27 protein-coding genes are annotated in these 26,666 nt (G+C 58.3%); 13 read left to right on the plus strand and 14 right to left on the minus strand.

Going from position 1 to position 26,666, the window contains the following annotated elements:
* Nucleotides 1-39: 39 nt before the first annotated feature.
* Both DOM27_RS14090 and DOM27_RS14095 read left to right on the plus strand, forming a co-directional pair.
* Nucleotides 40-2,793 carry a bifunctional diguanylate cyclase/phosphodiesterase gene (locus DOM27_RS14090; protein WP_188113732.1) on the plus strand — a complete coding sequence of 918 codons (2,754 nt, stop codon included), beginning with the start codon at nt 40-42 and terminating at the stop codon, nt 2,791-2,793.
* A complete protein-coding gene (locus DOM27_RS14095; RefSeq protein WP_110656775.1) occupies nt 2,735-3,589 on the plus strand; it encodes a PEP-CTERM/exosortase system-associated acyltransferase in 855 nt (284 codons plus the stop codon). Before DOM27_RS14090 ends, DOM27_RS14095 begins: the two co-directional genes overlap by 59 nt.
* 64 nt (nt 3,590-3,653) lie before the next feature.
* Here DOM27_RS14095 and DOM27_RS14100 read toward each other — a convergent pair whose 3' ends face one another.
* Both DOM27_RS14100 and DOM27_RS14105 read right to left on the minus strand, forming a co-directional pair.
* Nucleotides 3,654-4,778, minus strand: a complete 1,125-nt coding sequence (locus DOM27_RS14100; RefSeq protein ID WP_110656777.1) for a tartrate dehydrogenase — start codon at nt 4,776-4,778, stop codon at nt 3,654-3,656.
* A gap of 7 nt (nt 4,779-4,785) precedes the next feature.
* Complete coding sequence (locus tag DOM27_RS14105; RefSeq protein WP_110656779.1) at nt 4,786-5,688, minus strand: alpha/beta fold hydrolase; 903 nt, start codon at nt 5,686-5,688, stop codon at nt 4,786-4,788.
* A gap of 116 nt (nt 5,689-5,804) precedes the next feature.
* Here DOM27_RS14105 and DOM27_RS14110 point away from each other — a divergent pair, with 116 nt between their 5' ends.
* The gene (locus tag DOM27_RS14110) at nt 5,805-6,719 is read left to right on the plus strand and encodes a LysR family transcriptional regulator (RefSeq protein ID WP_110656781.1); all 915 of its coding nucleotides are present in this window, start codon (nt 5,805-5,807) and stop codon (nt 6,717-6,719) included.
* Nucleotides 6,720-6,970: 251 nt separating this feature from the next.
* Here the strand turns inward: DOM27_RS14110 and DOM27_RS14115 are convergent, their stop codons facing one another.
* Nucleotides 6,971-7,930: an ABC transporter substrate-binding protein gene (locus DOM27_RS14115; RefSeq protein WP_110656783.1), complete on the minus strand. Its 960-nt coding sequence runs from the start codon at nt 7,928-7,930 to the stop codon at nt 6,971-6,973.
* A gap of 207 nt (nt 7,931-8,137) precedes the next feature.
* A complete protein-coding gene (locus DOM27_RS14120; RefSeq protein ID WP_245392730.1) occupies nt 8,138-9,370 on the minus strand; it encodes a TauD/TfdA family dioxygenase in 1,233 nt (410 codons plus the stop codon).
* Between the two features lie 177 nt (nt 9,371-9,547).
* On the opposite strand from DOM27_RS14120, the gene DOM27_RS14125 reads away from it, so the two are divergent.
* A complete protein-coding gene (locus DOM27_RS14125; protein WP_110656785.1) occupies nt 9,548-10,423 on the plus strand; it encodes a LysR substrate-binding domain-containing protein in 876 nt (291 codons plus the stop codon).
* Between the two features lie 82 nt (nt 10,424-10,505).
* Nucleotides 10,506-10,946: a hypothetical protein gene (locus DOM27_RS14130; protein WP_110656787.1), complete on the plus strand. Its 441-nt coding sequence runs from the start codon at nt 10,506-10,508 to the stop codon at nt 10,944-10,946.
* Nucleotides 10,947-10,959: 13 nt separating this feature from the next.
* Here DOM27_RS14130 and ltaE read toward each other — a convergent pair whose 3' ends face one another.
* Nucleotides 10,960-11,970 carry a low-specificity L-threonine aldolase gene (gene ltaE / locus DOM27_RS14135; protein ID WP_110656789.1) on the minus strand — a complete coding sequence of 337 codons (1,011 nt, stop codon included), beginning with the start codon at nt 11,968-11,970 and terminating at the stop codon, nt 10,960-10,962.
* A gap of 169 nt (nt 11,971-12,139) precedes the next feature.
* On the opposite strand from ltaE, the gene DOM27_RS14140 reads away from it, so the two are divergent.
* Together DOM27_RS14140 and DOM27_RS14145 are read left to right on the plus strand one after the other, a co-directional pair.
* Nucleotides 12,140-12,436: a YciI family protein gene (locus tag DOM27_RS14140; protein WP_110656791.1), complete on the plus strand. Its 297-nt coding sequence runs from the start codon at nt 12,140-12,142 to the stop codon at nt 12,434-12,436.
* A gap of 7 nt (nt 12,437-12,443) precedes the next feature.
* Nucleotides 12,444-12,788, plus strand: coding sequence for a hypothetical protein (locus DOM27_RS14145; protein ID WP_110656793.1), 345 nt, complete (start codon nt 12,444-12,446; stop codon nt 12,786-12,788).
* Between the two features lie 39 nt (nt 12,789-12,827).
* Here the strand turns inward: DOM27_RS14145 and DOM27_RS14150 are convergent, their stop codons facing one another.
* A complete protein-coding gene (locus DOM27_RS14150; RefSeq protein WP_110656795.1) occupies nt 12,828-13,694 on the minus strand; it encodes a sirohydrochlorin chelatase in 867 nt (288 codons plus the stop codon).
* Nucleotides 13,695-13,983: 289 nt separating this feature from the next.
* On the opposite strand from DOM27_RS14150, the gene DOM27_RS14155 reads away from it, so the two are divergent.
* Complete coding sequence (locus DOM27_RS14155) at nt 13,984-14,220, plus strand: addiction module protein (RefSeq protein ID WP_110656798.1); 237 nt, start codon at nt 13,984-13,986, stop codon at nt 14,218-14,220.
* On the plus strand, nt 14,221-14,535 hold the full coding sequence (locus DOM27_RS14160; protein ID WP_110656800.1) for a hypothetical protein: 315 nt from the start codon (nt 14,221-14,223) through the stop codon (nt 14,533-14,535). It begins immediately after the preceding gene.
* A gap of 342 nt (nt 14,536-14,877) precedes the next feature.
* Here the strand turns inward: DOM27_RS14160 and DOM27_RS17925 are convergent, their stop codons facing one another.
* The 4 genes from DOM27_RS17925 to DOM27_RS14180 all read right to left on the minus strand — a co-directional run bounded on the left by DOM27_RS17925 (nt 14,878) and on the right by DOM27_RS14180 (nt 19,033).
* The gene (locus DOM27_RS17925) at nt 14,878-15,357 is read right to left on the minus strand and encodes a hypothetical protein (protein WP_157956773.1); all 480 of its coding nucleotides are present in this window, start codon (nt 15,355-15,357) and stop codon (nt 14,878-14,880) included.
* 86 nt (nt 15,358-15,443) lie between these two features.
* Entirely contained in the window at nt 15,444-16,166 is a 723-nt protein-coding gene (locus tag DOM27_RS14170; protein WP_110656802.1) for a hypothetical protein, read from the minus strand.
* A gap of 420 nt (nt 16,167-16,586) precedes the next feature.
* Entirely contained in the window at nt 16,587-17,462 is an 876-nt protein-coding gene (locus DOM27_RS14175; protein ID WP_110656804.1) for a M90 family metallopeptidase, read from the minus strand.
* 8 nt (nt 17,463-17,470) lie between these two features.
* On the minus strand, nt 17,471-19,033 hold the full coding sequence (locus tag DOM27_RS14180; protein WP_110656806.1) for a bifunctional GNAT family N-acetyltransferase/carbon-nitrogen hydrolase family protein: 1,563 nt from the start codon (nt 19,031-19,033) through the stop codon (nt 17,471-17,473).
* A 213-nt stretch (nt 19,034-19,246) separates the two neighbouring features.
* Here DOM27_RS14180 and DOM27_RS14185 point away from each other — a divergent pair, with 213 nt between their 5' ends.
* The 3 genes from DOM27_RS14185 to DOM27_RS14195 are packed head-to-tail and all read left to right on the plus strand — an operon-like array spanning nt 19,247 to nt 22,478.
* Complete coding sequence (locus DOM27_RS14185) at nt 19,247-20,437, plus strand: porin (protein WP_110656808.1); 1,191 nt, start codon at nt 19,247-19,249, stop codon at nt 20,435-20,437.
* A gap of 10 nt (nt 20,438-20,447) precedes the next feature.
* Entirely contained in the window at nt 20,448-20,876 is a 429-nt protein-coding gene (locus DOM27_RS14190) for a hypothetical protein (protein ID WP_110656811.1), read from the plus strand.
* Between the two features lie 3 nt (nt 20,877-20,879).
* On the plus strand, nt 20,880-22,478 hold the full coding sequence (locus DOM27_RS14195) for a diguanylate cyclase domain-containing protein (RefSeq protein WP_110656813.1): 1,599 nt from the start codon (nt 20,880-20,882) through the stop codon (nt 22,476-22,478).
* A gap of 6 nt (nt 22,479-22,484) precedes the next feature.
* Here DOM27_RS14195 and DOM27_RS14200 read toward each other — a convergent pair whose 3' ends face one another.
* Complete coding sequence (locus tag DOM27_RS14200) at nt 22,485-23,105, minus strand: flavin reductase family protein (protein WP_110656815.1); 621 nt, start codon at nt 23,103-23,105, stop codon at nt 22,485-22,487.
* A 302-nt stretch (nt 23,106-23,407) separates the two neighbouring features.
* A complete protein-coding gene (locus DOM27_RS14205) occupies nt 23,408-23,656 on the minus strand; it encodes a GlsB/YeaQ/YmgE family stress response membrane protein (RefSeq protein WP_110656817.1) in 249 nt (82 codons plus the stop codon).
* 195 nt (nt 23,657-23,851) lie between these two features.
* Here DOM27_RS14205 and DOM27_RS14210 point away from each other — a divergent pair, with 195 nt between their 5' ends.
* Nucleotides 23,852-24,805, plus strand: a complete 954-nt coding sequence (locus tag DOM27_RS14210; protein WP_110656819.1) for a TIGR03571 family LLM class oxidoreductase — start codon at nt 23,852-23,854, stop codon at nt 24,803-24,805.
* A 48-nt stretch (nt 24,806-24,853) separates the two neighbouring features.
* Here DOM27_RS14210 and DOM27_RS14215 read toward each other — a convergent pair whose 3' ends face one another.
* Both DOM27_RS14215 and DOM27_RS14220 read right to left on the minus strand, forming a co-directional pair.
* A complete protein-coding gene (locus DOM27_RS14215; RefSeq protein ID WP_110656822.1) occupies nt 24,854-25,579 on the minus strand; it encodes a dienelactone hydrolase family protein in 726 nt (241 codons plus the stop codon).
* Between the two features lie 113 nt (nt 25,580-25,692).
* Entirely contained in the window at nt 25,693-26,619 is a 927-nt protein-coding gene (locus DOM27_RS14220) for an AraC family transcriptional regulator (protein WP_245392731.1), read from the minus strand.
* Nucleotides 26,620-26,666: the final 47 nt, after the last annotated feature.

Below are 26,666 nucleotides of genomic sequence, written 5' to 3' on the forward strand. Positions count from 1 at the left end.
GACAGAAGGAGTTTTCGGTTAGACCTAAAGTGGCGAGCGATGCTGTTAACCAGCTTTCTCTTGCTGGCCCTGACTAGCCTGATTGTATGGGTAAGCAACCATTCTCTGATGAGTCAGTTTCAGCAATCCCGAGACGAATTTTATGAGAGTCAAAGCCAAGAGGTGAAATTCAATGTACAGCGATCTGCAGACGTTATGAGGCAGATGGCCGGCATGGTCGCGTCTTCAGAGGATTTGGGGTACGCACTTCTAAATAATAATGAACCTGACGCTGAATTGGCAATAAAGGCTTTGTGGCCGACGTTGCAGCTTGACGTCGGGCTTGATGATATTGTTGTTTATAATCGCGAATTGCGCCCTATTGTTACTTTCGGACATAAGTTAGAGTTTCTGGGTGGAGCAGGTAGTGATGACTGGTTGGGTGATGTTTTAGATAATGAGAGGCCAAGGGATAAGCTTCTCTGCACCGAATCCTGTAAGCAATATGTGGCTGTTCCTGTGCTTGCCGGGGGAGTGGATGCGGGTGTTGTAATGATCTCCCGGTCCCTAGCAGACATTACACGTTATTTGCAAAAAAGTTCGGGTAGCGAAGTGGCTCTACTCGTTGGTTCGGATAAGCCCTCACTCGAGGGGAGGTATCTTCCTAGCTGGGGTATTTCTTTAGCCGCGTTGACGCATGAGTCTACAGTATTTCCCTTTATCCAAGAGTTGTCACGGAAATTTTCTTTTTCAGAAACTCAAGGGAAAGCTCTAAGCTATATCTACGATGGGAAAAAATACGAAATTTCTTCCATTGCTTTGGGAGCGGGAAGTAATGATAGGCGGCCCAGTTATTTTCTATTGATTTCCAATGTTACGGATCAATTAAATGGAATTTTGAAAACAACACAGACAATCCTCACGATTTCTTTGGTTGGGTGGGCTGCTGCAGAAATTCTGCTTTATCTTATTTTACGTTATCGAATGGGGCGTTTAAGAGAGATTAGCCGCAAGCTTCCTTTGCTAGCTGAACGAAAATATAATGTGATGCGGCATAGTATTAAGGCTAGAAGATCTTTGTTCGTTGATGAAATTGATGCGTTAGAAACAACTGCTGTAGAGCTCGAGATAAAGCTGGAGGGCTTGGAAGCAGAAGTCGGCAAGCGAGGTCTGCAGCTTGAAGCTAAGATTAAAGACTTGGCTAGGGAAAGAGACTTTATTAGAGGGCTGATGAATACCGCACAGGTCCTGGTTTTGACTCACCGTCGAGATGGCTTTATTACTTTGACAAACCGTCTTTGTCAAACCATGACTGGGCTTAGCGATCAAGCCTTGCTGCATTGTAGCTTTCAACAGTTATTCTCGATGGATTTTTTTAACGTTGATGAGTTTTTTAATGCGGGAGGACAGCAAGAAAGTCATTTTGTATCGGTGGATGGAACTGTCAGAACTATTGTCTGGTATCACACTCCACTTAGAATTGACGAGGAACGTCGAGAATTGATTTCCGTCGGGGTTGATATTACCGAACGGAAGTTGGCAGAAAATCGTCTTGCTTGGCTCGCAAATAGAGATTCTTTGACGGAGCTCTATAACCGTCGGTTTTTCGAAGAGGCTCTTAATCGTGCAGTCGTTGCTGGAGCTTTTGGTGCTGTACTTTACCTGGATCTAGATCGTTTTAAAGACGTCAATGAACTGAGCGGGCATCAAACCGGTGACCAGCTGCTGCGAGCGGTCGCCTCCACCCTATCCGGACTGAGCCACGGATATATCGTGGCCCGACTTGGCGGAGACGAGTTTGCGGTTCTGATGGAGCACACGTCGACTGATGCCGCTGTCGATTTAGCTAGAAAAATAGCTGATCACCTGGACCAGCAGAGTATCCATATTCATGGGCGCACACATCGAGCCAGCGCTAGTATCGGTATTGCTGCCTATCCCGATCACGGTGATCGCCCTGACAAGCTAATGGCTAATGCAGACTATGCCATGTATAGAGCTAAAGAGGATATGGCTAAGCGTTGGCATCTACTACAACCCGATCAGCAGGACCGTGAAGAGTTAAAGCAGCGGGTGTACTGGGCTGAGAGAATACGCAGCGCGCTACTGTATGATCAGTTCGAGCTAATGCTACAACCCATCTTTAGACTGACAGATTTCAACATTCAACATTATGAGGCACTGCTAAGATTGAGGGGCGACGACGGTGAATATCTCTCTCCGGGTGCCTTCATTCCCATTGCTGAGCGAAACGGCCAGATCGCAGCTATTGACCGATGGGTGGTAGCGAAGGGGATTGAGTTGATTTCGAGGTTTGTTGACAATTCTATAAGCCTTGCTATCAACCTCTCAGGGCAGTCTTTGCAAGACAAAGAGTTGATGCCTTTAATGGAGTCTGAATTTGAAAAATGGGAGGTAGAACCTCGCCGCCTGATTGTGGAAGTTACTGAGACTGCTGCCGTGACTGATTTTACTTCCGCGAGAGGGGTGCTTGAAGACATCCGACGTTTAGGCTGCCAGGTTGCATTGGATGATTTTGGGGTAGGATTCAGCAGTTTTTACTATCTTGGCCAACTTCCGTCTGATTATATTAAAGTAGATGGTTCGTTCATCACGACGCTTCCAGATAGCGAGGAAAATCAGCTTATCGTCAAGGCAATTGCCGACATTGCTAAGGGACTAGGTAAGAAAACGGTGGCAGAATTTGTCGACAAGCCTTCCATACTACCATATCTAAGAAAATACAATATTGACTATGTCCAAGGATTCTATTTGGGAAGGCCTCAGCCGGCCACAGAGGTTGGGATTAAGTGAAAACCTTATGTCGTCAGAAGGTCGTCAGGATGGCGAGACGTCGAACAATCGATTTTTGAGAAAATTCAATTTCCTTTTAGCAACGAATGAGCGAGATAGAGCACGGGTTTTTTCTCTTAGACATCGTGTTTTCTGCGAGGAGTTAGGGTTTTTCTCGCTTGATTTGGCGGATCGCCTAGAACAGGATACGTTCGATGCTAATTCTCTTCACTGTCTGGTAGAACACCGTGATACAGGACTAGCGATAGGTTGCCTACGCGTAGTCATGGCGCTCGACTCTATGGGCAGGGCTTCGATATTACCCGTAGAGAAACATTGCCGAGATCTTGGTGTGGCGATCGATCTTGAAGTAGGGGAGATTAATAGGAAAAGCCTATGCGAAATTTCACGCGTGGCTATACCTCGATTTTTTCGATCTGGCGGTAAAGATGAGTCGCTCGCGACCGAGCTAGAGAAATGGGTCTTTAGCCAGCACGAGCGTCAAGATTTTCTCATGACAGGTGTTGCTCTCAATCTTTGCGCAACTGCATTAAGCGGTATCTCGGAACGTTATCATGTGTTGGCAATGATTGAGCCGCGTTTCCAACGGTTGTTGGCTCGGGTCGGTTTGCGCTTCGAACAAGTCAGCCCGACGGTAGAACTTCTAGGACTACGAGCTGCTTTCTATATCAATCAGCAGCGTGCTGAGGGAGAACTCCGCCAAACGGTTCGGCCGCTCTACGAGGCACTACGGGATGATTTGAAAGCGCAATATATTCTCGAGGGAGGAGGTGCTCAGATAGGCGCTTTTCGTTGATACATCGTCGATCATCGATCATCGATCATCGGCGGCGGCGATATCGATCGCCGCCGCCACTCCGCTAGCCGATCGCTCTGGCAATCTTTTCGCCTAGACTTTGTGTCGTGCCTTTCCCCTTCAGGTCCGGTGTAAGCGCGGACTTGTCGTCGCCTGCCAGGACTTCCTCGATCGCGCTGACCATCGCGTCGCCTGCTTCCTTGTAACCGAGATGTTCGAGCATCATCGCGCCGCACCAGATCTGGCCGATGGGATTGGCGATGCCCTTGCCGGCGATATCCGGGGCGCTACCGTGAACCGGTTCGAACAGACTCGGAAACTTGCCTTCCGGATTGATGTTGGCCGAGGGAGCAACGCCGATGGTGCCGGTACAGGCGGGACCGAGGTCGGAGAGAATATCGCCGAACAGATTGCTGGCGACGACGACGTCGAACCAGTCCGGATGCAACACGAAGTTGGCGGTCAGAATATCGATGTGGAACTGGTCGACGCTGACGTCCGTATAGTTTTTGGCCATCGCTTTTACGCGCTCATCCCAGTACGGCATGGTGATCGAGATGCCGTTGGACTTGGTCGCAGAGGTCAGCTTCCTGCGCGGACGACTCTGGGCCAGTTCGAAGGCATATTTCAGTACTCGGTCCACCCCGGTGCGCGTCATGACGGTTTCCTGCATCACCGTCTCGCGTTCGGTGCCTTCGAAAATCTTGCCGCCGATGCTCGAGTATTCCCCTTCGGTATTTTCGCGAACCACGTAGAAGTCGATATCGCCCGGCTCGCGATCGGCCAGCGGACTCTTGATACCGGGCATTAGGCGGCAGGGTCGCAGGTTGATGTATTGGTCGAAGTGGCGACGGAACTGCAGCAGCGAGCCCCACAGCGAAATATGATCCGGCACCTTGTCCGGCCAGCCTACCGCGCCGTAGAAGATGGCGTCGAAGCCGGAGAGCGTCTCGAACCAGTCGTCCGGCAGCATCTTGCCGTGTTCCAGATAATAGTCGCAGCTGCCGAATTCGAAGTGCTCGAACTCGAGATCGAGTTTGAATCGCTTGGCAGCCGCTTCCAGCGCGCGCAGACCTTCCGGTACCACTTCGGTACCGATGCCGTCGCCGGCGATGACCGCAATCTTGTGGGCCCCGTTCTGAGTCTTCTTTTCAGTCTGGGTCTTCGCTTGAGTTTGGTTCTGAGCCATGGCGGGTTTACCTCATGAAGTCGATGAGTTGCTGGAAGACCGTATCCGGCGCTTCCTCGGGAAGATAATGTCCGCAGGGCAGGGCGCCACCGTCGACACTGGCGTGGGAGACGGCACGCCACTCGGCGAGCGCATCGAAGCAGCGTTCGATGGTCCCGAATTCGCCCCAGAGTACGTTCAGCGGTACCGAGAGATGTTGCCCGGCGTCGCGGTCGGCGCGGTCGTGTTCCAGGTCGACGGTGCGAGAGGCGCGGTAGTCTTCACACAGGCCGTGAGCCGCACCGGGAAGTGCCAGACAGCGCTGGTACTCGGCGATCGCTTGCGGATCGAACGGCTCCAATCCGGCATGACGGCCGCCCATGATCCGGGTGACATAGTCGGCGGGTGACGCTTCGATCCAGGATTCCGGCAGCGGGCTGGGCTGAATCAGGAAGAACCAGTGCCAGTAAGCGGTCGCGAACGTGAGATCGGTGGCTTCATACATTGCCAACGTCGGTGCGATATCCAGCACCATCAGCTTGTCCACTCGCTCTGCATGATCCAGCGCCAGCCGGTGTGCGACACGTCCGCCGCGATCGTGACCGCAGAGGAAGAAACGTTCGAATCCCAACGCCTGCATGACGCCGACCTGATCCAACGCCATCCGTCGCTTGCTGTAGTTGGAATGGTGTTCTTCACCCGCCGACTTGCCGGAATCGCCCTTGGGCTTGCCGGAATCACCATAGCCGCGCAGATCGGTCGCGACCACGGTGTAGTGTTCGGCCAGACGGGGTGCGAGCCGATGCCAGATGACGTGCGTCTGCGGGTGGCCATGGAGGAGCAGCAGCGGCGGACCTTCGCCACCGATCACCCCGTGAATGGCGACGTCGTTCTCCACCTCGATATCGAACTCGCGAAATCCATCGAACATCGGCTTGGCCTCGAGTATTGGCTTCGTCCTTATCTTTGATTTCAGTGTAGCGGCTGAATTGATCGGGATAATCCGAGTAAAATTGAAACGACTGTTGCGCTGAGATGGAGAATAGAGTGGCGTCGATCGATGATCTGGCTTTTTTCCAGCGTATCGCCCAGGCCGGTAGTTTGACCGGCGCGGCCCGGGAGCTGGGGCTTTCCCTGTCCGCCGTCAGCAAGCGGCTGCAGCAGTTGGAGTCGCGCCTGGGCGTTTCCCTGGCCGCACGAACGACGCGGCGTCTGGCGCTGACGGCGGAAGGGGAGCGCTACCTGAGGCGAGGGTCGATGATTCTCGATGACCTCGGGGAACTGGAAAGCTCGCTACATGACCAGGGCGCCATGCTATCGGGCCGGCTGCGAATCAACGCGACGTTCGGCTTCGGCCGGCGGCATGTGGCGCCGCTGATTTCGCGTTTTGCCATGCTTCACCCACAGCTGGAATTACTGCTGGAACTGACCAGCTTCCCGGTGGGTCTCGACGAGCAGGGGTTCGACATCAACATTCGTGTCGGCGAGCCGCCGGATTCACGCTGGATCGCCAGACGTCTGCTCGCCAATCGCCGGATATTGTGCGCTGCGCCTGACTATCTAGCGAATGCCCCCAAACTCGAGCGGTTGGAGGATCTGGGCCGTCATCGTTGTCTGATCGTACGAGAGAACGATACCGACTACTCGTTATGGCGGTTCGAAGCCACCGACGGCACCTGTGGCCAACGCGCCATTCGGGTCCAGGGTCGGCTTTCGAGTAACGACGCCGAAGCGATGACGCGGATGGCACTGGATGGTCATGGCGTGCTGCTGCGTTCCTGGTGGGATGTCCACGAGCACTTGGCGAGCGGTGAGCTGGTGGCGCTGCTGCCGTCATGGCAGGGGATCCGCGCGGATTTTCATCTGCTCTACAGCGAACGCGCGCGCGATAGCGCGAGGATCCGGCAGTTCGTCGACTTCATGGTCACTGAAATGACCGGCCGGGTGCCGGCGCTACCCTGAGGGTGGCTACGAAAAGGAATGGGCATTCGGGCGCCGAGATCTCGGCGGCGGAATGACAGGCAAAAAAAATGCCTACCAGGGGATGGTAGGCAAGTAAGGGATCATTCAAGGGAACATTAACTCAGAGTGCAGCGTGTTCCCTTTAGTTCCAACGAGGGTCAAAAAAAGTGCCATGAATTTGTAACGGTTTTTTGCTGACACCGTTTACGCTTCGAGCGTCGATTCTTTCGCTTGATCCTTCCGCGTCGACGTTACAGCGAGAACGCCGATTTCACCGCTGGCCATGCGGGCTGTTCATCCTGCGTCTTCACACCCTTCATCATGGCTTCGATGCGATCCGGATGGTCTTCGATCCAGGTTTTGGCGACCTCTTCCATCGATTTTTCTTCCTGACCGTACTGCTTGATCATCCAGCTCTGTTCTTCGGCAGAGAACGAGAACTGATTGAAGAAGGTCACCAGATTCGGATTGGCATCGGCGTAGTCGCTAGCCATCAAGGTGCGCACATCGCTTGCGCCGTTGCCCTCGCCGAACAGATTCTTGGAGTCGCTGAGATATTGCATCGGCAGTTCGAGGTTCATCCAGTGCGGCGTCCAGCCGACCCAGACGATGGGCTCCTCGTTGGCGATATGGCTCTTGGCCGCGCTCAGCATGCCGACCGTGCTGGTATCGACCAGGGTCCAGTCACCCAGGCCCCAGGTATCTTCATCGATCGCCTTGTTGAGAATCTCGCTGGCGGCCGAGCCCGCACCAAAGCCGTAGATCTCGCCATTGAACTCATCGCGATGTGCATCGAGATCGGCAAACGAGGTGATCCCGCTGTCAGAGACGTAGTCGGGCACGGCCAGCGTCATCTGGGCACCGGTCACATTGGTGGCCAGACGGGTGATGCTGCCATCGTCTTCCAACGGCTCCAGCATCGGATTCTGTGCCGGCAGCCAGGCGCCGAGAAAAACGTCCACGTCGCCCGTGTTGAGGCCCTGATAGATCACTTGCAGGCCGATGTCCTGGGCCTTGCTCTGGTAACCCAGCGGTGCCAGCAGCTGGTGGGCGATCTCGGTCTTCACGGTGATCCCGGGCCAGGACGGTACACCGAAGTTGATCTGCTTGTCAGCCGCCATCGCCGAGCTCGTGCCGGCCAGCATCACGCCAGCGCTCATCATGAAACCGGTGGTCAGGGTCAGGGCGGAAATCGTCTTCGATCGTTTCATTTGTTGTCTCCTGTCGTTCCCTCAATTGGCGTATCCCCGGCGTGATCGCATGCTGCCGAGCAATAACGCAATGCCTAAACAGCGTACTGGCTGGCAAAAGCGCAGCGTCTGACCGCGAAAGCGTACCGGGAATACACGCAGAAAAGCCGCCCGGCCATGAGTCCATGGCGTCGGGCGGCTTGTATCAACGCAGTGCTGATCGTCGGCTCACCGTGACAGCACCCGTAGATGTGATTGCAACATGTCCAGGTCGAGATAGGTACCCTGAAGATGGCGCTTGCCGGTGTTGGGGTCGAAGGCATTACGACCATGCAGCACGCGGCGGTTATCGAACGCGACCATCTGGCCCGGCTCGAGCGTCAGCTCGACCCGCTGTTCCGGGCGGCGCAGGATCTGCCAGAAGGCGCGATAGGCGTCGTACCATGCCTCGATCTGATCTGCCGACAGGCTCAGCGTATCGCGAATCCAGTTGTTGAAGCGGATCTCGCGCGGACGGCCTGCCTCATCCAGATCGATTACCGGTTCGCGCACGGCGATATCGTGTCCATCATCCTGGAAGCGGAAGTCGATCAGCGTTTCCGACAGGACTCGGAAGGCATCGGGATTTTCCGCACGCAGGATCTCGGCTACCGCGAAACCGTCGGCAAAGCTGGACTCACCTCCTTCGGCATCGTTTTCCAGGCAGTAGAGTAGCTGGATGTCCGGTGGCTGGCGCCAGTTGGGCAGGTCGGTATGTAGCTCGAGACCGATGGCCGTGTAGGCGGCATTGTTCGGATTGGGGACCGAGCGCACGTCGAAACGGCCGCCAAAATTGGTCGAGCGCATCGGGCCGATGCTTTCCGCGATGCGCGAGACTTCTTCCAGCTCGCACGGGCCCTGATCGAGCATGACCAGTCCGTCGCGCAGCAATGCCCTGACCCAACGGCTCCGGCCATCGCCTTCACCGACGAAATCGGCGTGAACGATGTGGTCTGGCGTGAACGTTTCAGCCCAGGGTGTTGCTGTCGGCAACAGGGTCGCCAACTCTTGTCCCGGGCAGCGCTGATATAGCCATCCGGCATCGAAGCGCGAGACGTGTCCGTCGCGCCAGGCAAGCGTCAGGGAGTGGGCATCGAACTCGAACGACTCCAGCGCGTCATCGCTTGCGAAGCGCTCCCATAGCGGATCGTCCAATAGCTTGTAGAGGCGCTCACGCGTCATCGGATGGCGGCACTGGTCGCAGGCGCAATGATCGCGCAGCCACATCAACGGAAACTGGCCGGTGCGGCTATCCGACCAGGTCAGCGTCAGGCGACGCGCCTGTAGCGTGGCGCTGTCGAGCGTCGCGGCCGGGGCTCCACGGCCCTGTCGATAATGGCGCAGTTCGGCCATGTCGATAGGAGCCTGTTTCTGGTTCTGGGGATCGCCCCAGGCGTCGTTGAAGGCGTTTCCGGATGACAAAAGGGCACTTCCTCGATGGCTGACAGCGCCATCTTTGTTAGTAACGTGTGTTATTGCGTTTCACTAGGATGCGGATTGCGTCGAGCCATGACAAACGATTAATCTGACCGCTAAGGCCAAGTTGAGCTAATGACTCGCTTTGGCTATCAGGCCAACGAATGACATCCAGGAAGTTCCATGTCCGATTTACCCCCGGTGTTATGGCTGCAGGCGTTCGAGGCGGCGGCACGAACGCTGAGCTTTACCGAGGCCGGACGAGAGCTCGGCGTCACGCAGTCGGCGATCAGTCAGCGCATCCGGCTGCTGGAAGATCGTGTCGGCCAGCCGCTGTTCGTGCGTTATCCGCGCAGCCTGGCGCTGACGCCGGCAGGGCAAGCCTGGTTGCCCAGCGTCCAAGGCGCGTTCACGCGTCTGGCCGAGGGCACGTCGGAAGTCTTCGGACCCAGCCCGGGGGCGCCGGTCACGCTGCGAGCCACGCCAGCGATGCAGCAGACCTGGTTGGCACCGAGACTGATGCGCTTTCAGCAGATGCACCCCGAAATCACCTTGCGGCTGGTCAGTGCGATCTGGGCGGACGATTTCGGCGCCGAGGGTGCCGATCTGGAGATCCGCTACGGCCACGGTGAGTGGAGCGACGTCGTCGCGGAATGTCTCGGTGAAGAGCGGCTGTTGCCGGTCTGTTCCGCGGCGTTGGCGGCGGAGCTTCACTCGCCCGAGGATCTCGCTGGCAAGACGCTACTCCACGCTGCCGGATTCGCCGCCGGTTGGCCGCGGTGGCTGGCCGAGGCCGGTTTTGCCGGTCTGGAGCACCGCTGCCAGGCGATGATCTGCGATACGCATGTAACGACCCTGGCGCTGGCTTCCTACGGGGGCGGCGTCGCGCTGTCACATCGCCGGCTGCTGGAAGCCAGCCGCGACCTGGTCGCGCCGTTCGATCTCGATATGGCAACGGATGAAGCCTTCTGGCTGGTCCGGCCCAGCCGCCGCCAGTTGCGCCCCGCGGCGGTCGCGCTATGGGACTGGCTCTCCCAGACCAGCGAATCGCCACCGTAAATCCCACGAATCTCGACCCTGATCTAGCGTGCGGCAGGCGCTGCGCTACGCTGAGATAAGATATCGTCACCGGAGGTGGTCCATGCGAATCGCTATTCTGCCCGTCGCACGCCGCAATACGCTGGCACTGACCTGTCTCGCGCTGGTACTGGCCAGTTCGACGTTGATCAGTTCCCCCGCCCTGGCCGACGGCGTCACTGTCGTCGACCCCCAGACCGGTCATCGAGTGAGACTGCCGGACAACAATCGCGACGGTCGCGCCGATTACGTGCCCAAACGGTTGGAGGTTCACGTCAGCCCAGGGCTGACGTATCCACGAGAAACGCGCGAGCAGCGCCCCAGCGGCGGCGGTTCGATCTGCCACGGCAGCGATGGGGGCTCGACTGTCTCCACCGCACGGCGGAACTGCGACCCCAGTGCCCCGGCCGGCGATGACGGCGCTCAGGATGCCCCCGGCACTGCCACTAATTCGCCGTCGGCACCGACCCGTCCGAGTTCGTCCTCGTCCACGAAACTCAACTGAGGTGGCCGTAACGTCAGCGGGTAAAGTACTCGCCCAGGGTCTCGACGACGCGGTCGATATCGGCCATCGACACATCGCGATGGGTCACGAATCGCGGTGCGTAAAGCGCACCGACGAGGATCTCGCGCTCTTTCAGCCAAGCGTGTAACCGAGCCGGGTCGAGTTCCGGTCGCGTGAACTCGACGAACACCATGTTGGTAGCCTGCGCCGTCACCGTGATGCCGTCGATACCCGCCAGGCCCGTGGCCAGATGCTCGGCCTTGGCGTGGTCTTCGATCAGTGGCGCCAGATGGTGCTCCAGCGCGTATTCGCACGCGGCCGCCAGCATTCCGACCTGACGCATGCCACCACCGACCACCTTGCGCCAGCGTCGCGCTGTTTCGATGAAGTCGGCAGGGCCGACCAATACCGAACCGGCGGGCGCCCCCAGCCCCTTCGAGCAACAGATCGAGGCGGTATCGAAGGGGCTGCAAAGCGCTTTCAAACTCGCCCCGGTAGCGGCAGCGGCGTTGCCAATCCGAGCGCCGTCAAGATGGGTGGCCAAGCCGAAACGCCGAGCCAGCGTCGTCGCTTCATCGACATAGCCGGCATCCAGAACCTGTCCATGGAACGTGTTTTCCAACGTCAACAGGCGAGTGCGTGCGAAGTGCGGATCGATCGGCTTGACCGCCGCCTCGATCTTTTTCAGCGGCAGCGTGCCGTCCGCCTCATTCTCGATCGGCTGCGGCTGGATTCCGCCCAGCACCGCCGCGCCGCCGCCTTCCATGCGGTAAGTATGCGCCTGCTGGCCGACGATATACTCGTCGCCGCGCTGGCAGTGGCTCAACAGCGCCACCAGATTGCTCTGGGTGCCGGAAGGGAAGAACAGCGCCGCCGCCTTGCCGGTGCGCTCGGCGATATAGGCTTCCAGATGCGCCACGCTAGGGTCGTCGCCCCACACGTCATCGCCCAACGGCGCATCGAACATCACCTGACGCATCGCCTCGCTGGGGCGGGTGACGGTATCGCTGCGAAGATCGATCATGGAATTTGGCCTTTTGCGCGTGGTATTGGATTTGATCAGAGATTGTAGCGGCAATGGTGGCGTGTCGCGGAACAAAGGGATTGTACCGCCAATGCCAATTTGCTCGGCCAGGAGGGCTGACGCATGATGCGAGTCACCTTCGAAAACATCTAAACGACAGGAGAGGCGCATGAAACAGTACGCCGTGGTGGCTTACGACTATACCGACGACGAGGCACTCGACCGTCGACTGGCCAATCGCGATGCGCATCTGGCAGGCGTTCGTGAGCTGGCCAGCCAGGGGAAATTTCTCAGTGGCGGCGCGATTCTCAACGACGACGGCAAGATGATCGGCTCCAACGCGCATTTTCGTTTCGACGACCGCGCCGATCTCGACGCCTGGCTCGAAACCGAGCCCTACATGACCGGGCGGGTCTGGGAGCGCGTCGATATTCGTGAAGTGAAGCTCTTCGATCCCAGCGCCTGAGGCCCTCATGACCGATAGCGTCTCGCTACCCTCGCAGGTCCGTCAGCTTCTCGAAACGGCGCCACGGGAAACCCTGCCGCTGACCTACCAGCAGCTCGCCGAGGCGTTGGGGTTACAGCCGCCGCGCACCATCCAGCGTGTCGCCCAGGCGCTGGAAGGCGTGATGCGGGAAGACGCCCAACACAACCGACCGTTCATCGCGGCACTCGTCGTCAGCCGCCGCGGGGAAGGGCTGCCGGCGCAGGGTTTCTTCGATCTCGCGGTGGAACTGGGGCGATTTCCCGCCGACCCGGCGCAGCACGCCGAGGTTTGGCGGCAGGAGATCGAACGCGCGCTGGCGGCAAAGGCATAGGCGCACCCTGCCAACTGCCGGTTCAAGCCGAAGCGCGGATCATGCGTTCTTGGCGCCAGTCGCCGGCAGTTCCATTAGCAGCGGCCCGCCGGCCAGGGCTTGGCGCAGGCGAGTGGCGAGGAGTTCCAGGATGGCGTCGTTCTCGCCCACCAGCCGAGTCGTCACGATGTTCAGGCCGGGGGAGTTCGACATTGCCTGCGTGCAGATCTCCGCGATATCGCCGCCTTCACCGGCGTGACGGCCCGGGGAAAGAAACAGCATGGACAGGATCACGTCACTTTCGGCCAGCGCCGGTGAGGCCAGCAACGTCTCCAGCAGTGGCTCGTTGAAGCGGTAGGCGTCGCCGTCACGGCGTTCCATCGAAGCGAAAGTAACGCAGTCGACCTCATCGGCCAGCAGCGCGCTCAGTTGCCCGGCGAGATAGTTGCGTACCGCCGTGACCTCCGGGATCGGGCTGCCGTGATCGACCAGCACGACCTTGGGCCGGGACTGGCCGCTAATGCGCTCGCGCACGTTGTCGGCGAGAAGTTGCGCCAGGCGCAGATCCGGCGCCAGCAGCGTGTCGACCAGCGGCGGGGCGACCTTCACCGAGAGCTGCGGGTAGTTGGCCTGCACCTCGGCCAACCGCTCCGGCAGGTAGCGGATCAGCGCCTGGCTCGGCCCGAAGAAGAAGGGCAGGATCAGCAGCTCCGTCACGCCCTCGGCCGCATATCGTTCGGCCAGCGGCCCTAGCGAGACGGCCTTCTGCCCGCCGAGTTGCTCGGGCGGAATCTTGAAGGAGTGGAGTAGCGATGCGGCCTCGACCGCCTCGCCCGTGGCCTGGCTCAAGGCGTCGGCAAGACGACGCAGATTGAGCGTCGCCTGAGGGCGCAGGGAGCCGTTGTCGACGAGCAGAATCTTTCGCATGGGGTCTCAAAGCTGGTACAGATAGATGGCAAATCAAGTATCTCGCGGCAAAGCGAGTCGATACGAAGCCAGCATAATCGACTTTCCCGATAGGGAAAAATAGCCAAGAGGTGGGCTGATAGCGCCCTGATTGTCCCTATCGGGAAAATGGGTAGCCTTTTGAGCGGGAGGGTCAGGCAAGATAAATAAATGCTACCGAGCACGCGCGGCTGCGGCATACGCCATGACTGGCCTTGTTAGGGCCTTTCAATCGACATAGCATAGCTTTATCGCTACTCGCGGAGGCGTCATGACTACCGAAACGCTGGATCACCTACGCTCCCAGATTTTGACTCTCTCCGAGTCAGAACGCGCGGCGCTGGCTCGCGAACTCATCATGAGCCTGGATGGCCCCCGTGACCACTCCGTTGAGCAAGCCTGGAACGAGGAAATCGTTCGACGTGCATCCAAGGCCAAAAGCGGCAAGGGCACAATGTTAAGTCGCGAAGAATTCCGAACCAAGATGCGGGCGAGACTGGGCCAGTAAGTGCGAACGGTAAGAATACTCGAAGAAGCCTCTCAGGAAGCGATCGAGGCTGCAGCTTGGTACGAATACGAGCAACCTGGACTCGGAACAGAGTTTTTCGTTGCTATTGACGCTGCCATTGACGTCATTGAAGAAAATTTCATTCCTTTATCACCCCTCCCGAAAGAAGCTGGCGAAATTGGTGCAAAGAGACTGATTCTGGAGCGCTTCCCTTACGACGTTGTCGCGATCGAGTTGCCGGAAGAAACCGTCGTTATCGCCTTTGCTCACCACTCCCGAAAGCCTGACTATTGGCTGGGACGTAGTAGACCTTGACAGGTGTCAGTGTGGCCCAGGCATTGGAAAGCTTGATGCGTGAGGGTGCCCGACAGAACCAGCCCTTCATCGCCGCCCTGCTCGTCAGCCGGCGGGGGTAGAGGCCGCCAGCGCAGCACTTCCTGGGTCTAGCGGTGGAACTGGGTCGATTCTCCATTGATCCGGCGCATCAGGCTGAGGCCTGGCGGGAGGAGTTCGAGCGGTGCTGGCGGCTATGAAGTAGGGCGCCATTGAATGGCCTAATAGTTGGTGAGTTAGTTAATTGATAGGCCAGCTTTCGGCCAGAAACGGACATTTTCGTCATACCTACTTAACTTATCGGCGGCGAAATGCTGAGATTTGTTAAGAATTTACTGTCTCAATAGTATCTGTAACCCAGTCTATCGTATTTTCTGGTAAATTTGGCGGCATTTCGATCGTTGAATCATTAAGCACAAACATTGCTGCCTGCTCCCAAACCCATTTGCTAGTAATAATGCCAGAGCTGGTATAGAAGTTCAGTTTTTTAGTGTCATACGGAGAATCCAGTTCAGAAAGGTCTTGAAATAGGTCTCTAATAAGGTCGAGTGAAGTAGTATGGATGCAGCTAATCTGCCTAATTGCTTCTTTGTCGTGAATTGAGTATTGCTCTGAGTTTTGTGTGAGCCTGAACGACTTACCCATAACAGAAATACATCGCTTTAAAGATGACCTGAGATTTTTTATTCTATGATCTTCAATTTTTGACATCTGCCGCTTCGTATAAATAGCGTAGAAGATAGAAGTCGCCCCAATTAGCATGCTGATAATTGGAATTACATATTGCCAAAATGCATTATTCATTGTCAGGTTCTCACTTTGTTTTATACATAACGCTTAAGTTAAGTCGGGGCGCGTAGCGCCTTAGGCTCGAATGAATGTTATTAAATTCATAGCTTTGCAATCATGTCTAGTATGTATTCACTCTCTGCGTAACCCTCTTCGAAGCTCCACCCCGAAAGAATGGTCCAGAAGAAGGCAAATATTTCTTTAGTACTATCGTAGTCAGTAGGCCAGGTTTTTGCCCGATACAGAGTTTCCGATAGGCGTTTCATGAAAGAATAGACATCAGGATCTCGGATGTCGATCACACTAAGGACGTGCTGAAACTCGTTTAGAAGCACTTCGGTCTCAAGGGCAAGTTGCCGAAGCATGAAACCGCTCATCTTGTTTTCGACGCCTTGCCATTTATTTTGACCAAGGATATACGGATCTTTGAAAAAATCCCGAAATTCCCGTTGGTTCATTAGCCGATTTACTGTTTCTGTGTTGTAGGAGCTTTGAATGGCACCGACGAAGATCTGTATTACGGAGCCTTTGAACGACTGATAAGAGAAATTAAGCTGACGTTTTATGCGAATCTTCCGCTCGTACTCGGGCAGTCGGACGAGTAGGTAGAACATGCCGATAGCGGAGAGTACGCCCACGGACAAGTCAAACACGATTTGGTTTCCAGTGCTGAATTGCTCGAACGCACCGGCGACTGACGTTCCTTTGAGCCAAGGAAGCACAGGGTCAGAGCTGGCGGTAAGCATTAGCCAAAGGCAGATGACAGCCAGCATACATAGTAATAAGTCGAGCTTTGCCTTTGTATAGAATCGCGACAGATGCATGGGATGAAACCTAGTAGGTGTTAGATGGCAGGCTCGTTTTCTTTCTTGAATGGCGTGTGCGTTCAATATTTTTATGCATTATTTTCATCCATGTGTTTTCACTAGATTTTTTGATTGGACTTTTGCCATATAACGCCAATCATCGTGCGGCTTCATGGCGCGATTGAACGGGTATTCGACCTCTATTGATGTCCGCTTTGGGCCGCAAGGAGCCTTGGTCTTTTTATACCATTTCCCCAACCGCATCTTTACCAGATTGCCGTTTTACTACTATCGATTCCGATAATGTAAGCCAATGTTTATACTAAGTGGCGCCCGTGAGACCAATTCTCTAGTCAGAATCGGCTTGGTCGGGTGGTCGGCAGGACGTTGAGACTGATACGGGTTTAGGGCGCCGAGGGGAGGTGTATAGGATCAATCCTACGACTGATCGATCCCAGCCGTCTGATGCCGCTCAAACCGCGCCAGCGGTTCCTGCCGGAAGTAGCGGTTCAATAGGTCGAGCAGGTCGGGGTAGACGGCGGCGAGTTGATCCGGGGCGCTGAAGAAGAGTTCGCAGCAGACGGCGAAGCATTCGCCGGGGTGGGTGGCGGCGTAGTCGTCGATGGGCGTGTCTTCACCACGTTCGATGTGGGCTTGCAGATCGTCCCACACGACGGTGAAAACGCGATGCCACTCTTTCGAAGTGACGTCGCTCGCGGCGGCCAGCGGGGGGAAGCCGTCGATATCCTGCGAGTTGCCCAGGTCGAGCTTGTGGGCAAATTCGTGAATGATGACGTTGAAGCCGGTGTAGTCGCCGCTTTCGGCGACATCGGGAACCGCCAGCACCACCGGGCCGCGCCAAGAGGTTTCTCCCGCGCGCTCGTCGACGTATTCGTGCATTACGCCAAAGTCGTCCATCTCTTCGACGTGGCGGTGAAAACTGTCCGGCAGCAGGATGATCTCGGTGACGTTGTCGAAGGCGGCGCTGGCGTCGCGATCCGACCAGCCGAGCGTCAACAGCTCGGCTTGGGCGGCAATCGCCAGCATGGCGGGTTGATCGAGCTCGACGTCGTCACCGGCCACCCAGCGCTTGCGCTGCAGCAGTTGCCAGGCCCGCGGGCCAAGGCGTTCGGCATCGGCGTCATCGAGATCGGCCAGCAGCGGCAGGCCGTGGCGGATCTTGCGCCACGCCTCGGGATCGAACGGCGGGCGCGAGCGTTGCCGTGCGTCGCGCCGACTATCCTTCCAATCCTGTCGCCGGGCTTTCCACCAGCCCCGCCACCCGCTCTTTTCCCCGTCTTTCCACGAACTCATGACTCAGCTCAGCTCTCTTCCTGCCGGCCCCCGGACTTCCACGACCAGTCGCGCAGGCGCAGGTCGAACAGGTCGAGACGGCGGTCCTTGAGGTTGGTCACCGCGCCTTCGGAGCGCACCAGCTTGAGCTTGGTCAGGTCGAGATCCGAGAACATCACCATTTCGGTGTTGGGCGTGGTTTCCGACAGCACCGCGTCGTGGGGGAAGGCGAAGTCCGACGGCGAGAACACCGAAGACTGGGCGTACTGGATGTCCAGGTTCTCGATCGAGGGCACGTTACCCACGCTGCCGCAGACGACCACGTAGCATTCGTTTTCGATCGCGCGGGCCTGGGCGCAGTGGCGCACGCGCAGGTAGCTGTTCTTGGTGTCGGTCCAGAACGGCACGATCAGAATGTCCATGTCCTGCTCGGCCAGCAGCCGCGGCAGTTCGGGGAATTCGACGTCGTAGCAGATCAGCATGCCGACGCGCCCGGCATCGGTCTCGAACACCTGCAGTTCGTCGCCGCCTTCGACCACCCAGTCACGCCGCTCCTGCGGGGTGATGTGCAGCTTGGCCTGACGGTCGATCTCGCCGTCGCGGTGGCAAAGGTAGGCGACGTTGTAGAGCTTGCCATCGTCGCCCAGCTCGACCATCGAGCCGGCCACGATGTTGATGTTGTAGGAGATCGCCATGCGCGAAATTTCGGTCTTGAAGCGCTCGGTGAATCCGGCCAGGAAGTGAATCGCGGCGACCTGATCGGTCTGGTCGGTCAGCCCCATCAGCGGCGTGTTGAACAGCTCCGGGAAGACGGCGAAGTCGCTCTGGTAGTCGGAGATCGCGTCGACGTAGAACTCGACCTGCTGCAGGACTGCTTCGACCGAGTCGAATTCGCGCATCTGCCACTGCACCGCGCCCACGCGAACCTGGGTGCGGCGGGTCTCGATGATCCGGCTGGCCGGCTCATAGAGGATGTTGTTCCACTCGAGCAGGGTGGCGTAGCCCATCGACTTTTCGTCTTCGGGCAGATACTTGGTCAGCAGGCGCTTGACCAGGAAGTCGTTGGCCAGCTGAAACGACAGGATCGGGTCGTAGAATTCCTTGCGCGCCACCCGGTCGATGTACTCGGCGGCTTTCATCTCGTCGGCGTGCTGGTGATAGTTCGGGATCCGGCCGCCGGCGAGAATCGCGCGCAGGTTCATCGAGCGGCACAGGTCCTTGCGCGCTTCGTAGAGACGCCGGCCGAGACGGTAGCCGCGATAGGCCGGATCGATCAGCACGTCGAGGCCGTAGAGCGCATCGCCGTTGGCCTCGTTGAGAATGATCTCGCGATGGCCGATCAGTTCGTCGTACTTGTGCGGATTCGAAAAACGGTCGTAGTCGACCAGCACGGTCAGCGCGACGCCGACGATCTTGCCGTCGTCCTCGATGATGATCTGGCCGTCGGCGAACTCGCCGATCAGCTTGTCGATCGTCAGCTTCGACCAGGCGCCGCCGATGTCGTCGTAGACGGCATCCATCAGTCGCTTGAGCTGCGGGTAATCCTCGGGCGTGAGGTTGCGCAGGTTGAGGTGCAGTTCTTCCAAAGACATTGAGCGCCTGACTCCATCCGATAAACAGGGAAGGGATATAGGGACAAAGTCTAACACGCCGCGGCGCTACGCCCTTGTGCCAAAAAGGGTCTGGATAACCCAACGGCTGTCGGTCGACCCTACAGAAAGGAAACGATCTGCCGACAATATCTCTGGTTATCCTAATTTTCCTTTGCGACGGCGAAGTTTCAGGGCTCCCGTCGGAGATGCGGCATGAAACGATTACTACCGGTCTGTGCGGGGCTGGCCATGGCAGCGCTGGCCTGCTCCGCCGAGGCCCGACCGCTGACGGACGACGGACGGCTGACGTTCAGCGGATTCGGTACGCTGGGGTTGATTCACAACAACCTCGACGAGGCGGATTTCACCCGCGATATCAGCCAGCCCAAGGGCGCCGGCGAAGGCTGGAGCGCGCGCACCGATTCGATGTTGGGCGCCCAAGTCGGCTACCGCTTCACCGACGAGCTGGATACGGTGGTGCAGGGGATCAGCCGCTACCACGACAGCGGCGATTTCAGTCCCGAAGTGAGCTGGGCGTATCTGCGCTATCGGCCGGACCCGGGCGTGCAGCTGCGCGTCGGCCGGCTGGGCTGGGACGTCTATCAGCTCTCCGATTCGCGCTACGTCGGCTATGCCTATCCCTGGGTGCGGCCGCCGGTGGACCATTTCGGCACGCTGCAGCTGACCTACATCGATGGCGTCGATGTCACTTTCAAGCAACCGATCGGCAGTGATCTGGTGCTGCTGAAACTTTACACTGGGCGCTCCGACGGCGACGTCTTCATCGGCGAGGGTATCGAGACCCATTTCGATGTCGACAAGGTCTATGGTGGCCACCTCGATTACGAGACGGGGCCGTGGCGATTCCGAGCGGGTTACACCGAAGTCGAGTCCGATATCACGTTTTCCGGCGACTTCCCGGATCAGCTCGATGCTCAGTTCGATCAGATCCGTGCGTTCAACCCCTTCTTCGACCTGACCGCTGACGGCGTTCTCGGTGATGCGTTCGGCTTCGATCGGCTCAAGCTCTACTCGCTGGGGGCGGTCTACGATCAGGGACCCTTTCAGCTGCAGGCAATGTGGAATCGGAGCAAGACCAGCGCAGACGGTGCCGTCGATTCGGGATTCGTTTCCGCGGGCTATCGCATCGATCGTGTCACGCCCTATCTGATCTATTCACAGGTCGAGACGACGTCTGATGGCGAGGGCGGCAGTGAAGGGGATTTCAAGCAAAAGACCTATTCGGTGGGCGCGCGCTACGACGTCACGGCCAACATGGCCTTGAAGGCGCAGCTGGATCGCGTTCACATTCAGCGCCCCGGATTTCTGTGGCGAGACATCGACAGTGACTGGAACGGGGGTTGGGGATCGATCTTCAGCCTCGGTCTGGACTTCATTTTCTAGGGGAATGTCCATGAACCGAGTCCAAAGGCTTCTCATCGCCTCCACCCTGTTTGCGACCCTGGTCGCCGCCGTTCCTGCCAGCGCCGACATTGCGGTGGTGGTCAACGCCAATAGCGGCATCGATCATCTGACCCGCAGCGATGCGGTCAATATCTTCATGGGCCGCTACCGCAAGCTGCCCACGGGTAACGTCGCGCTGCCGGTGGATTCGTCTTCGCTCAAGGCACGCTTCTACCGCGCGCTGGTCAACAAGGATCTGGCGGAGATCAACTCCTACTGGGCCAGGCTGGTGTTCTCGGGTGAAGCCTCGCCGCCCCAGCAGATCGCTTCGGGCGATGACGTGCATCAGCTCGTGCTCCAGAACATGAACGCCCTGAGTTATGTCGACAGCGCCCATGTGCCCGACGATATGCATGTCGTGCTGACGTTGGGCGAGTAAGCCATGCCTCGTTTACTGCTGCTGCTGCATACCCGACTGGCACTACGCACGACGGCGATCATCCTGCTCATCGTCACGTTGCTGGGCGTGGTCTTCCTGGCGCTGGCGGTTTATCTGCGTGCTGAAAGTGTCCAGCGGGAGCAGCAGTCGCGAATCCAGGAGCTGCTGACCACGGTCGAGCGTACCGCGCAGATCGGCTGTTTTCTGGGCGATCGTCATCTGGCCCAGGAGGTCACCGACGGTCTGCTCAGCAATAACATCGTCAGAGCCGCAAGGATCGAAGCTGCCGATGGCACGACACTCGCCAGCGGTCGAACGAATTCGGGTGACCCTGATGCCGCCACGGTCACTCGGGATGTTTTCTCGCCGTTCGAGCCGGGCACCTCGGTCTGCGAGATCACGGTCGAGCCCGATCAGGACTACATCGACGAGCTGGTGGCGCAGGCCTCGAATTTCATCGGCGGCGCGTTGCTGCTGCAGCTGGTGGGGATCGGGCTCTGCGTCATACTGGTCGTGGTGAGGTTCGTTACCCGTCCGATTACCGGGCTGTCGCATCGCCTGAGCGAACTGGAAGCGGAAACCGGCCAGCAGCTGCAGGCGCCGAAGGGCAACCGCGATGACGAGATCGGCCAGCTGGTCATCAGCGTCAACGCGATGATCGACAATCTGGTCCAGAGTCTGAGCGAAGAGCGCCGGCTGCGGCTCGAGCGGGAAGTCGAGGAGCGCCGCTACCGGGCGATCTTCGATAACGTCGAAGCCGGTATCTTCGAACTCGACGGTGGCGGTTTCATCCGGTCCGCCAATCCGGCATTTCGGCGCCTGTTCGGCATGCCCGGCGGGACCAATCTGGAGCGCCATCCGGTCGCGTTCGCTTCGCTGGTCGACGACGGTGACGGCGAGGCGCAATCCTTCGTCATTGGCGATGATCAGGGCGGACATGATCGACAGTGGGAGGTGGCGCTGGAGGATGGCGACCGGAAGCGCTGGGTCAGCCTGATTCTGAGCCCGCTCGAGACGGGGCGCCTGCAAGGGGTGGCGCACGATATCACCGAGCGCAAGGAGGCAGCGGACGCGGCCGAGCGGATGGCGATGACCGATCCGTTGACCGGGCTCGGCAACCGCCGCGGCTTCGATCATCGGCTGGCGGTGATGGCGCGCCATCATCGGCTGTATCCCGAACGCTGCCACGCGTTGATCACACTGGATTTCGACCACTTCAAGCAGATCAACGACACCTACGGTCATCAGGTGGGGGACCGCGCCTTGAGTCATATCGGCGCCATTCTGGCGGATCTGATTCGGCAACGAGATTACGTTGCCCGGCTCGGAGGCGACGAGTTCGTCGTACTGCTTGAAGGGTGCAGCGAGCGCAGCGAGGTCGAATCGATCCTGGCACGCTTCCTCGACCGGCTTCGGACTCCGCTCAAGGTGCATGAAAACGTCGAATTTACCGTCGGTGTCAGCATCGGTATCGCCATGCTGGGACTGGACTCTGACGATCCCCAGCAGACGATAAAATTCTCGGATATGGCGATGTATGCCGCCAAGCGGGCCGGCCGCAACACTTGGCGCTTTTACGAGCCTGTGAATGTGAGCCAGTAGCAGATCTCAGCTGGGTCGAGACATCTTGAAGTTCTGATCCGGGCTGATCTCGAAATAGTCGGCAGGCCCGCCACCACGCAGAATCGGACGCGCGGCGGCGGTCTGGTAGACGCCGTCGCTCAGCAGTGCCGGGTCGATATGCACGCCGACCACTTCACCCAGTACCAGCCAGTTGTCGATCTTCTCGCCGTTGGCCGATTCGAGACGAATCGATTGCGTCAACCGACATTCGAAGACGACCTGCGCTTCTCCGACATGCGGTACATCGAGGACTCGAGATTGACGGGGGGTCAGACCGGCCAGTTCGAACTCGTTCACTTCCGGGTCCACCGAGGCCGAACTTCGGTTCATGGCTTCGGCGAGCGCATGTGTGGACAGCTGCCAGCAGAACTCCCCGGTCGCTTCGATATTGCGGACGCTGTCCTTGTAGCCTGCGCTCGAGAAGCCGATGATCGGCGGCGTGTCGGCGAAAGCATTGAAAAAACTATAGGGCGCCAGATTCAGCCGGCCATCGCGATCTTGCGATGAGATCCAGCCGATCGGTCGTGGGCCGACGATCGCCTTGAAGGGGTTGTGGGGTAGCCCGTGACCAAGGCTCGGTTCATAGAAATGTGCATTGTTGGGCATGCCGAAGAATTCCTGAGAGACGTGACAGAGGTAGAGACGCTATCACGTAGAAGTTTATTACCTGGCGCTTCGTTATGCAGGGTATGTCGTGCGGCGTGCGGGAATTTGTCGTGCAAGGCTGTGTCGCGTAGGGCTTGGCTCGCATGTAGAGGATATCGGCGGGTAACGAGGGACGTGCCAGTTGACCGACGGCAACGGCTAAATCTCATGAGCAAAGGATTGAGTCGCGAATTCAAAAGTCGTAATAGAAAAGCGTCAGGCTCGACGGCCTGGGCCGTCGAGCCTGATAAACGCAGCGATCATTATTTGCGAACGACGCGATAGATCACCAGCAGCACGATCGCACCGATAACCGCGATCACGAAGCTGCCGATATTGAAACCGGACACGTCACCGAAGCCTAGGGCCGTGCCGATCCAACCGCCCACGACGGCACCGAGAACCCCGAGGATGATGGTGACGATGAAGCCACCCGGATCTTTACCCGGCATGATCAGCTTGGCAATGGCACCGGCGATCAGGCCGAATATGATCCACGCAATAATTCCCATGGTGTCTGTCCCTGTTTATTCATGCTGAAGTTTTCACGACAAGCGCATGCCTTCCTGACACGCCTTCTGGAAGTTAGTCGTAGATGGTGGAAACGACAAGCGTCGAATTGGCGCTATCATCGTTTCCTGAGCTTGACGCCGTTCCCGGCAAAACGCGCGTCCCAGCATATCAGTCGAAGGGTGAAGGAGGAGTTCATGTCATCCAGTGATGCCGACAACACGATCGTCGGGCGCGTATTGACGTCGAACCGACTGTCGGTTGGATTGGCGTTGCCGATGATGTCGAGCGATCAGGCGGTGATCGACGTTACCGAGCAGAGACGACTGGCAAGACTCGCCGACGATAGCGGGTTCCGCGCCTTGTGGATTCGTGATGTGCCGCTCAACAGCAGCCATTACCCCGACCCGGTCGGGCATCTGGACCCTTGGAGCTGGCTGGGTGCGCTGGCGGTGGAAACGCGGCAGATCGCGCTGATCAGCGGCGCCATCGTGCTGACACTGCGGCATCCGCTGCATATCGCCAAGGCGGCGGCATCGGTCGCCACGCTCTCGGACGGTCGCTTCATTCTCGGCCTGGGCTCCGGCGATCGCCCGCCTGAATTCGCTGCTTTCGGTGAGGATGTCGCCGAGCGGCGTCGCCTGTTCGCGGATCACTGGCAGGTGGTGGCAAGGGCGCTGGGCACGCCGCAACAGGTCATTCCCGATCGCCGCGAAGCGGATTCGCCGGAATTCCAGCTGCGACCGTTGCCGCCGGCGCCAGTCTCGCTGTTGGCGGTCGGCTCGGGCGGGCAGAGCGTCAACTGGATCGCTCGCAATGCCATCGGCTGGATGACCTATCACCGCGAACCGGCGCAACAGCTCGATCGCTACCGAATGTGGCGCGCGGCCGTCGAACAGAGTGCACCCGGTGAGTTCCGAGGGTTCGGCGAGGCGATGCGTCTCGATCTGGCCTTGGATCCGGGAACGCCGGCGACTCATATCGAACTGGGTTATCGGGCCGGCCGCGATGCCCTCATCGAGGTGCTGAATGCGCTCCGGGACATGGGCGTTCACCATGTCTCTCTGAATTTACGCCTCGACGAACGGCCAGCCGATGCGATCATCGAAGAGCTGGCCGCCTACGTCTTACCGCACTTTCATCACTCCTGAGTCGTTCCAGGTTCACTCTGGAACGACTTCACTCGCTCTGAAAGGCGTTTATTGGGATTGGCTGGCCAGGAACGTCAGCGTTCTGCCGTGGGCCAGCGCCGAGGCGTGCTGGTTGTAGCTTGCCCGCGCCCAGCAGTTGAAGCCGTGCTCTGCGCCGCCGTAGAGATGGACTTCAACATCGTCGTTGCCAGCAAAAGCCTGACGCGTCTGCTCGACGTGCTCGAGCGGAATGTGATCGTCTTCGGCGCCGAAGTGGAACTGCGCCGGCACCTTGAGTTCATCGGCACGCGGCAGATACTCGGTCACGCCGCCAGCGTAGTAGCAGACCGCCGCATCGACGCCGGCGTCCAGGCCACAGAGGTAGGAAAGCACGCCACCCATGCAATAGCCCACCGAGGCGACAGGGCCGTCGCAGACGGGGCTCGCGCGTAGCGCCTTGGTGGTCGCCCGCAAATCGCTGATCGCGGTGGGGAAGTCCAGCGCCTGCTTGTGTGCCACGGCTGCCTTCCAATCGTCGCCGTCGTAGCCGAGTTCCACGCCCGGCTCATCGCGCCAGAACATGTCCGGCACGATGACGGCATAGCCATCCATGGCGTACTGCTCGGCGACGCCCCGCATATGGCCGTTGACGCCGAAGATCTCCTGAATCAGCAAGATGACGGGGCCTTTGCCCTTGTGCGGCAGAGCCTGATACGCCTTGAACGTCTTGCCATCTTCGGCGGTGATCTCGATCCATTCGGTCTTGATGTGGGTCTGGGAATCGCTCTGAGACATGGTTTCTCCTCGTGGGCGGTCAACTGAACTTTGAGAGATACTTTGAGAGATAGATATGAAGCCCGAGACAGGAGTTTAGCAGGCAATGAAAAAGACGAGAGTATGGTGTGTCCTTACCTTTCCAGCGCGACACTGTTTCCTTTCGTTTCCCCCAGAATTCTTGCCGCGTCTCGGCCGGGAGGAAGGCCGAATACCCGCGCGTAATCACGGCTGAACTGGGTGGCGCTTTCATAGCCGACCTCGAAGGCCGCGTTGGTAACGCTTTTGGTACTGGCCACCATGAGCATTCGTGCCTTGAGCAAGCGGACGCGTTTTTGATACTGCAATGGACTCAACGTCGTAACCGCTTTGAAGTGCCGATGGAAAGCGGACACGCTCATCGCCGCTCTCTGCGCCAGTGCCTCCACTCTGATGGGCTCGGCAAAGTCCTGGCGAATCCATTGAATGGCCTGGCTGACCCGCGCCATGGCGGTATCCGGTGCCGCAATGTCTCGCAGCATCCAGCCGTGAGGCCCTTGCAGAACACGGTAGAGAATTTCCCGCTCGTATACCGGTGCGAGAGCCGCGATTTCATCGGGCCTGCCCGTTAATCGCAGCATGCGTAGCCATGCATCCATCAATTCTGGCGTGACCGCAGCCACCGAAAAGCCGGCGTCGCTTTCGTTGCGTTCGGCGGGCGAGGCCAGGTCGGTCAGCAACGTCGCGAGTACTGCGGGATCGAGCGTCAGGCTCAATGCAAGATAGGGCTCACCCGACGCCGCCGGATGGATCGTACCCACCGCCGGCAACTCGATCGACATGACGAAGTACGTGGCCGGGTCGTAGCGCAGCGTGCGGTCGCCGACGGTCATCGTCTTGCTGCCCTGCAGGATCAGATTGATCATCGGCTCGTAGACGGCGGCCAGCATGTGTTCCGGAATCTCGCCCTGAACCATGGCTACACGCGGGATGCCCGTTTCGGTACGGCGATTCTCGGCCCTGGAAGCCAGTGAGCGAAGCTCGAGCAGTTGGCCGTTCATGGTGAGCAGTTGGTTATTCATGGTGAGATGCTGATCCCGGGTGCACGCCCGCGCAAGCGAAAAGCAGA

Origin of the sequence: Salinicola halimionae (genome assembly GCF_003206065.1) — a bacterium.
GTDB classification, from domain to species: Bacteria; Pseudomonadota; Gammaproteobacteria; order Pseudomonadales; family Halomonadaceae; genus Salinicola; species Salinicola halimionae.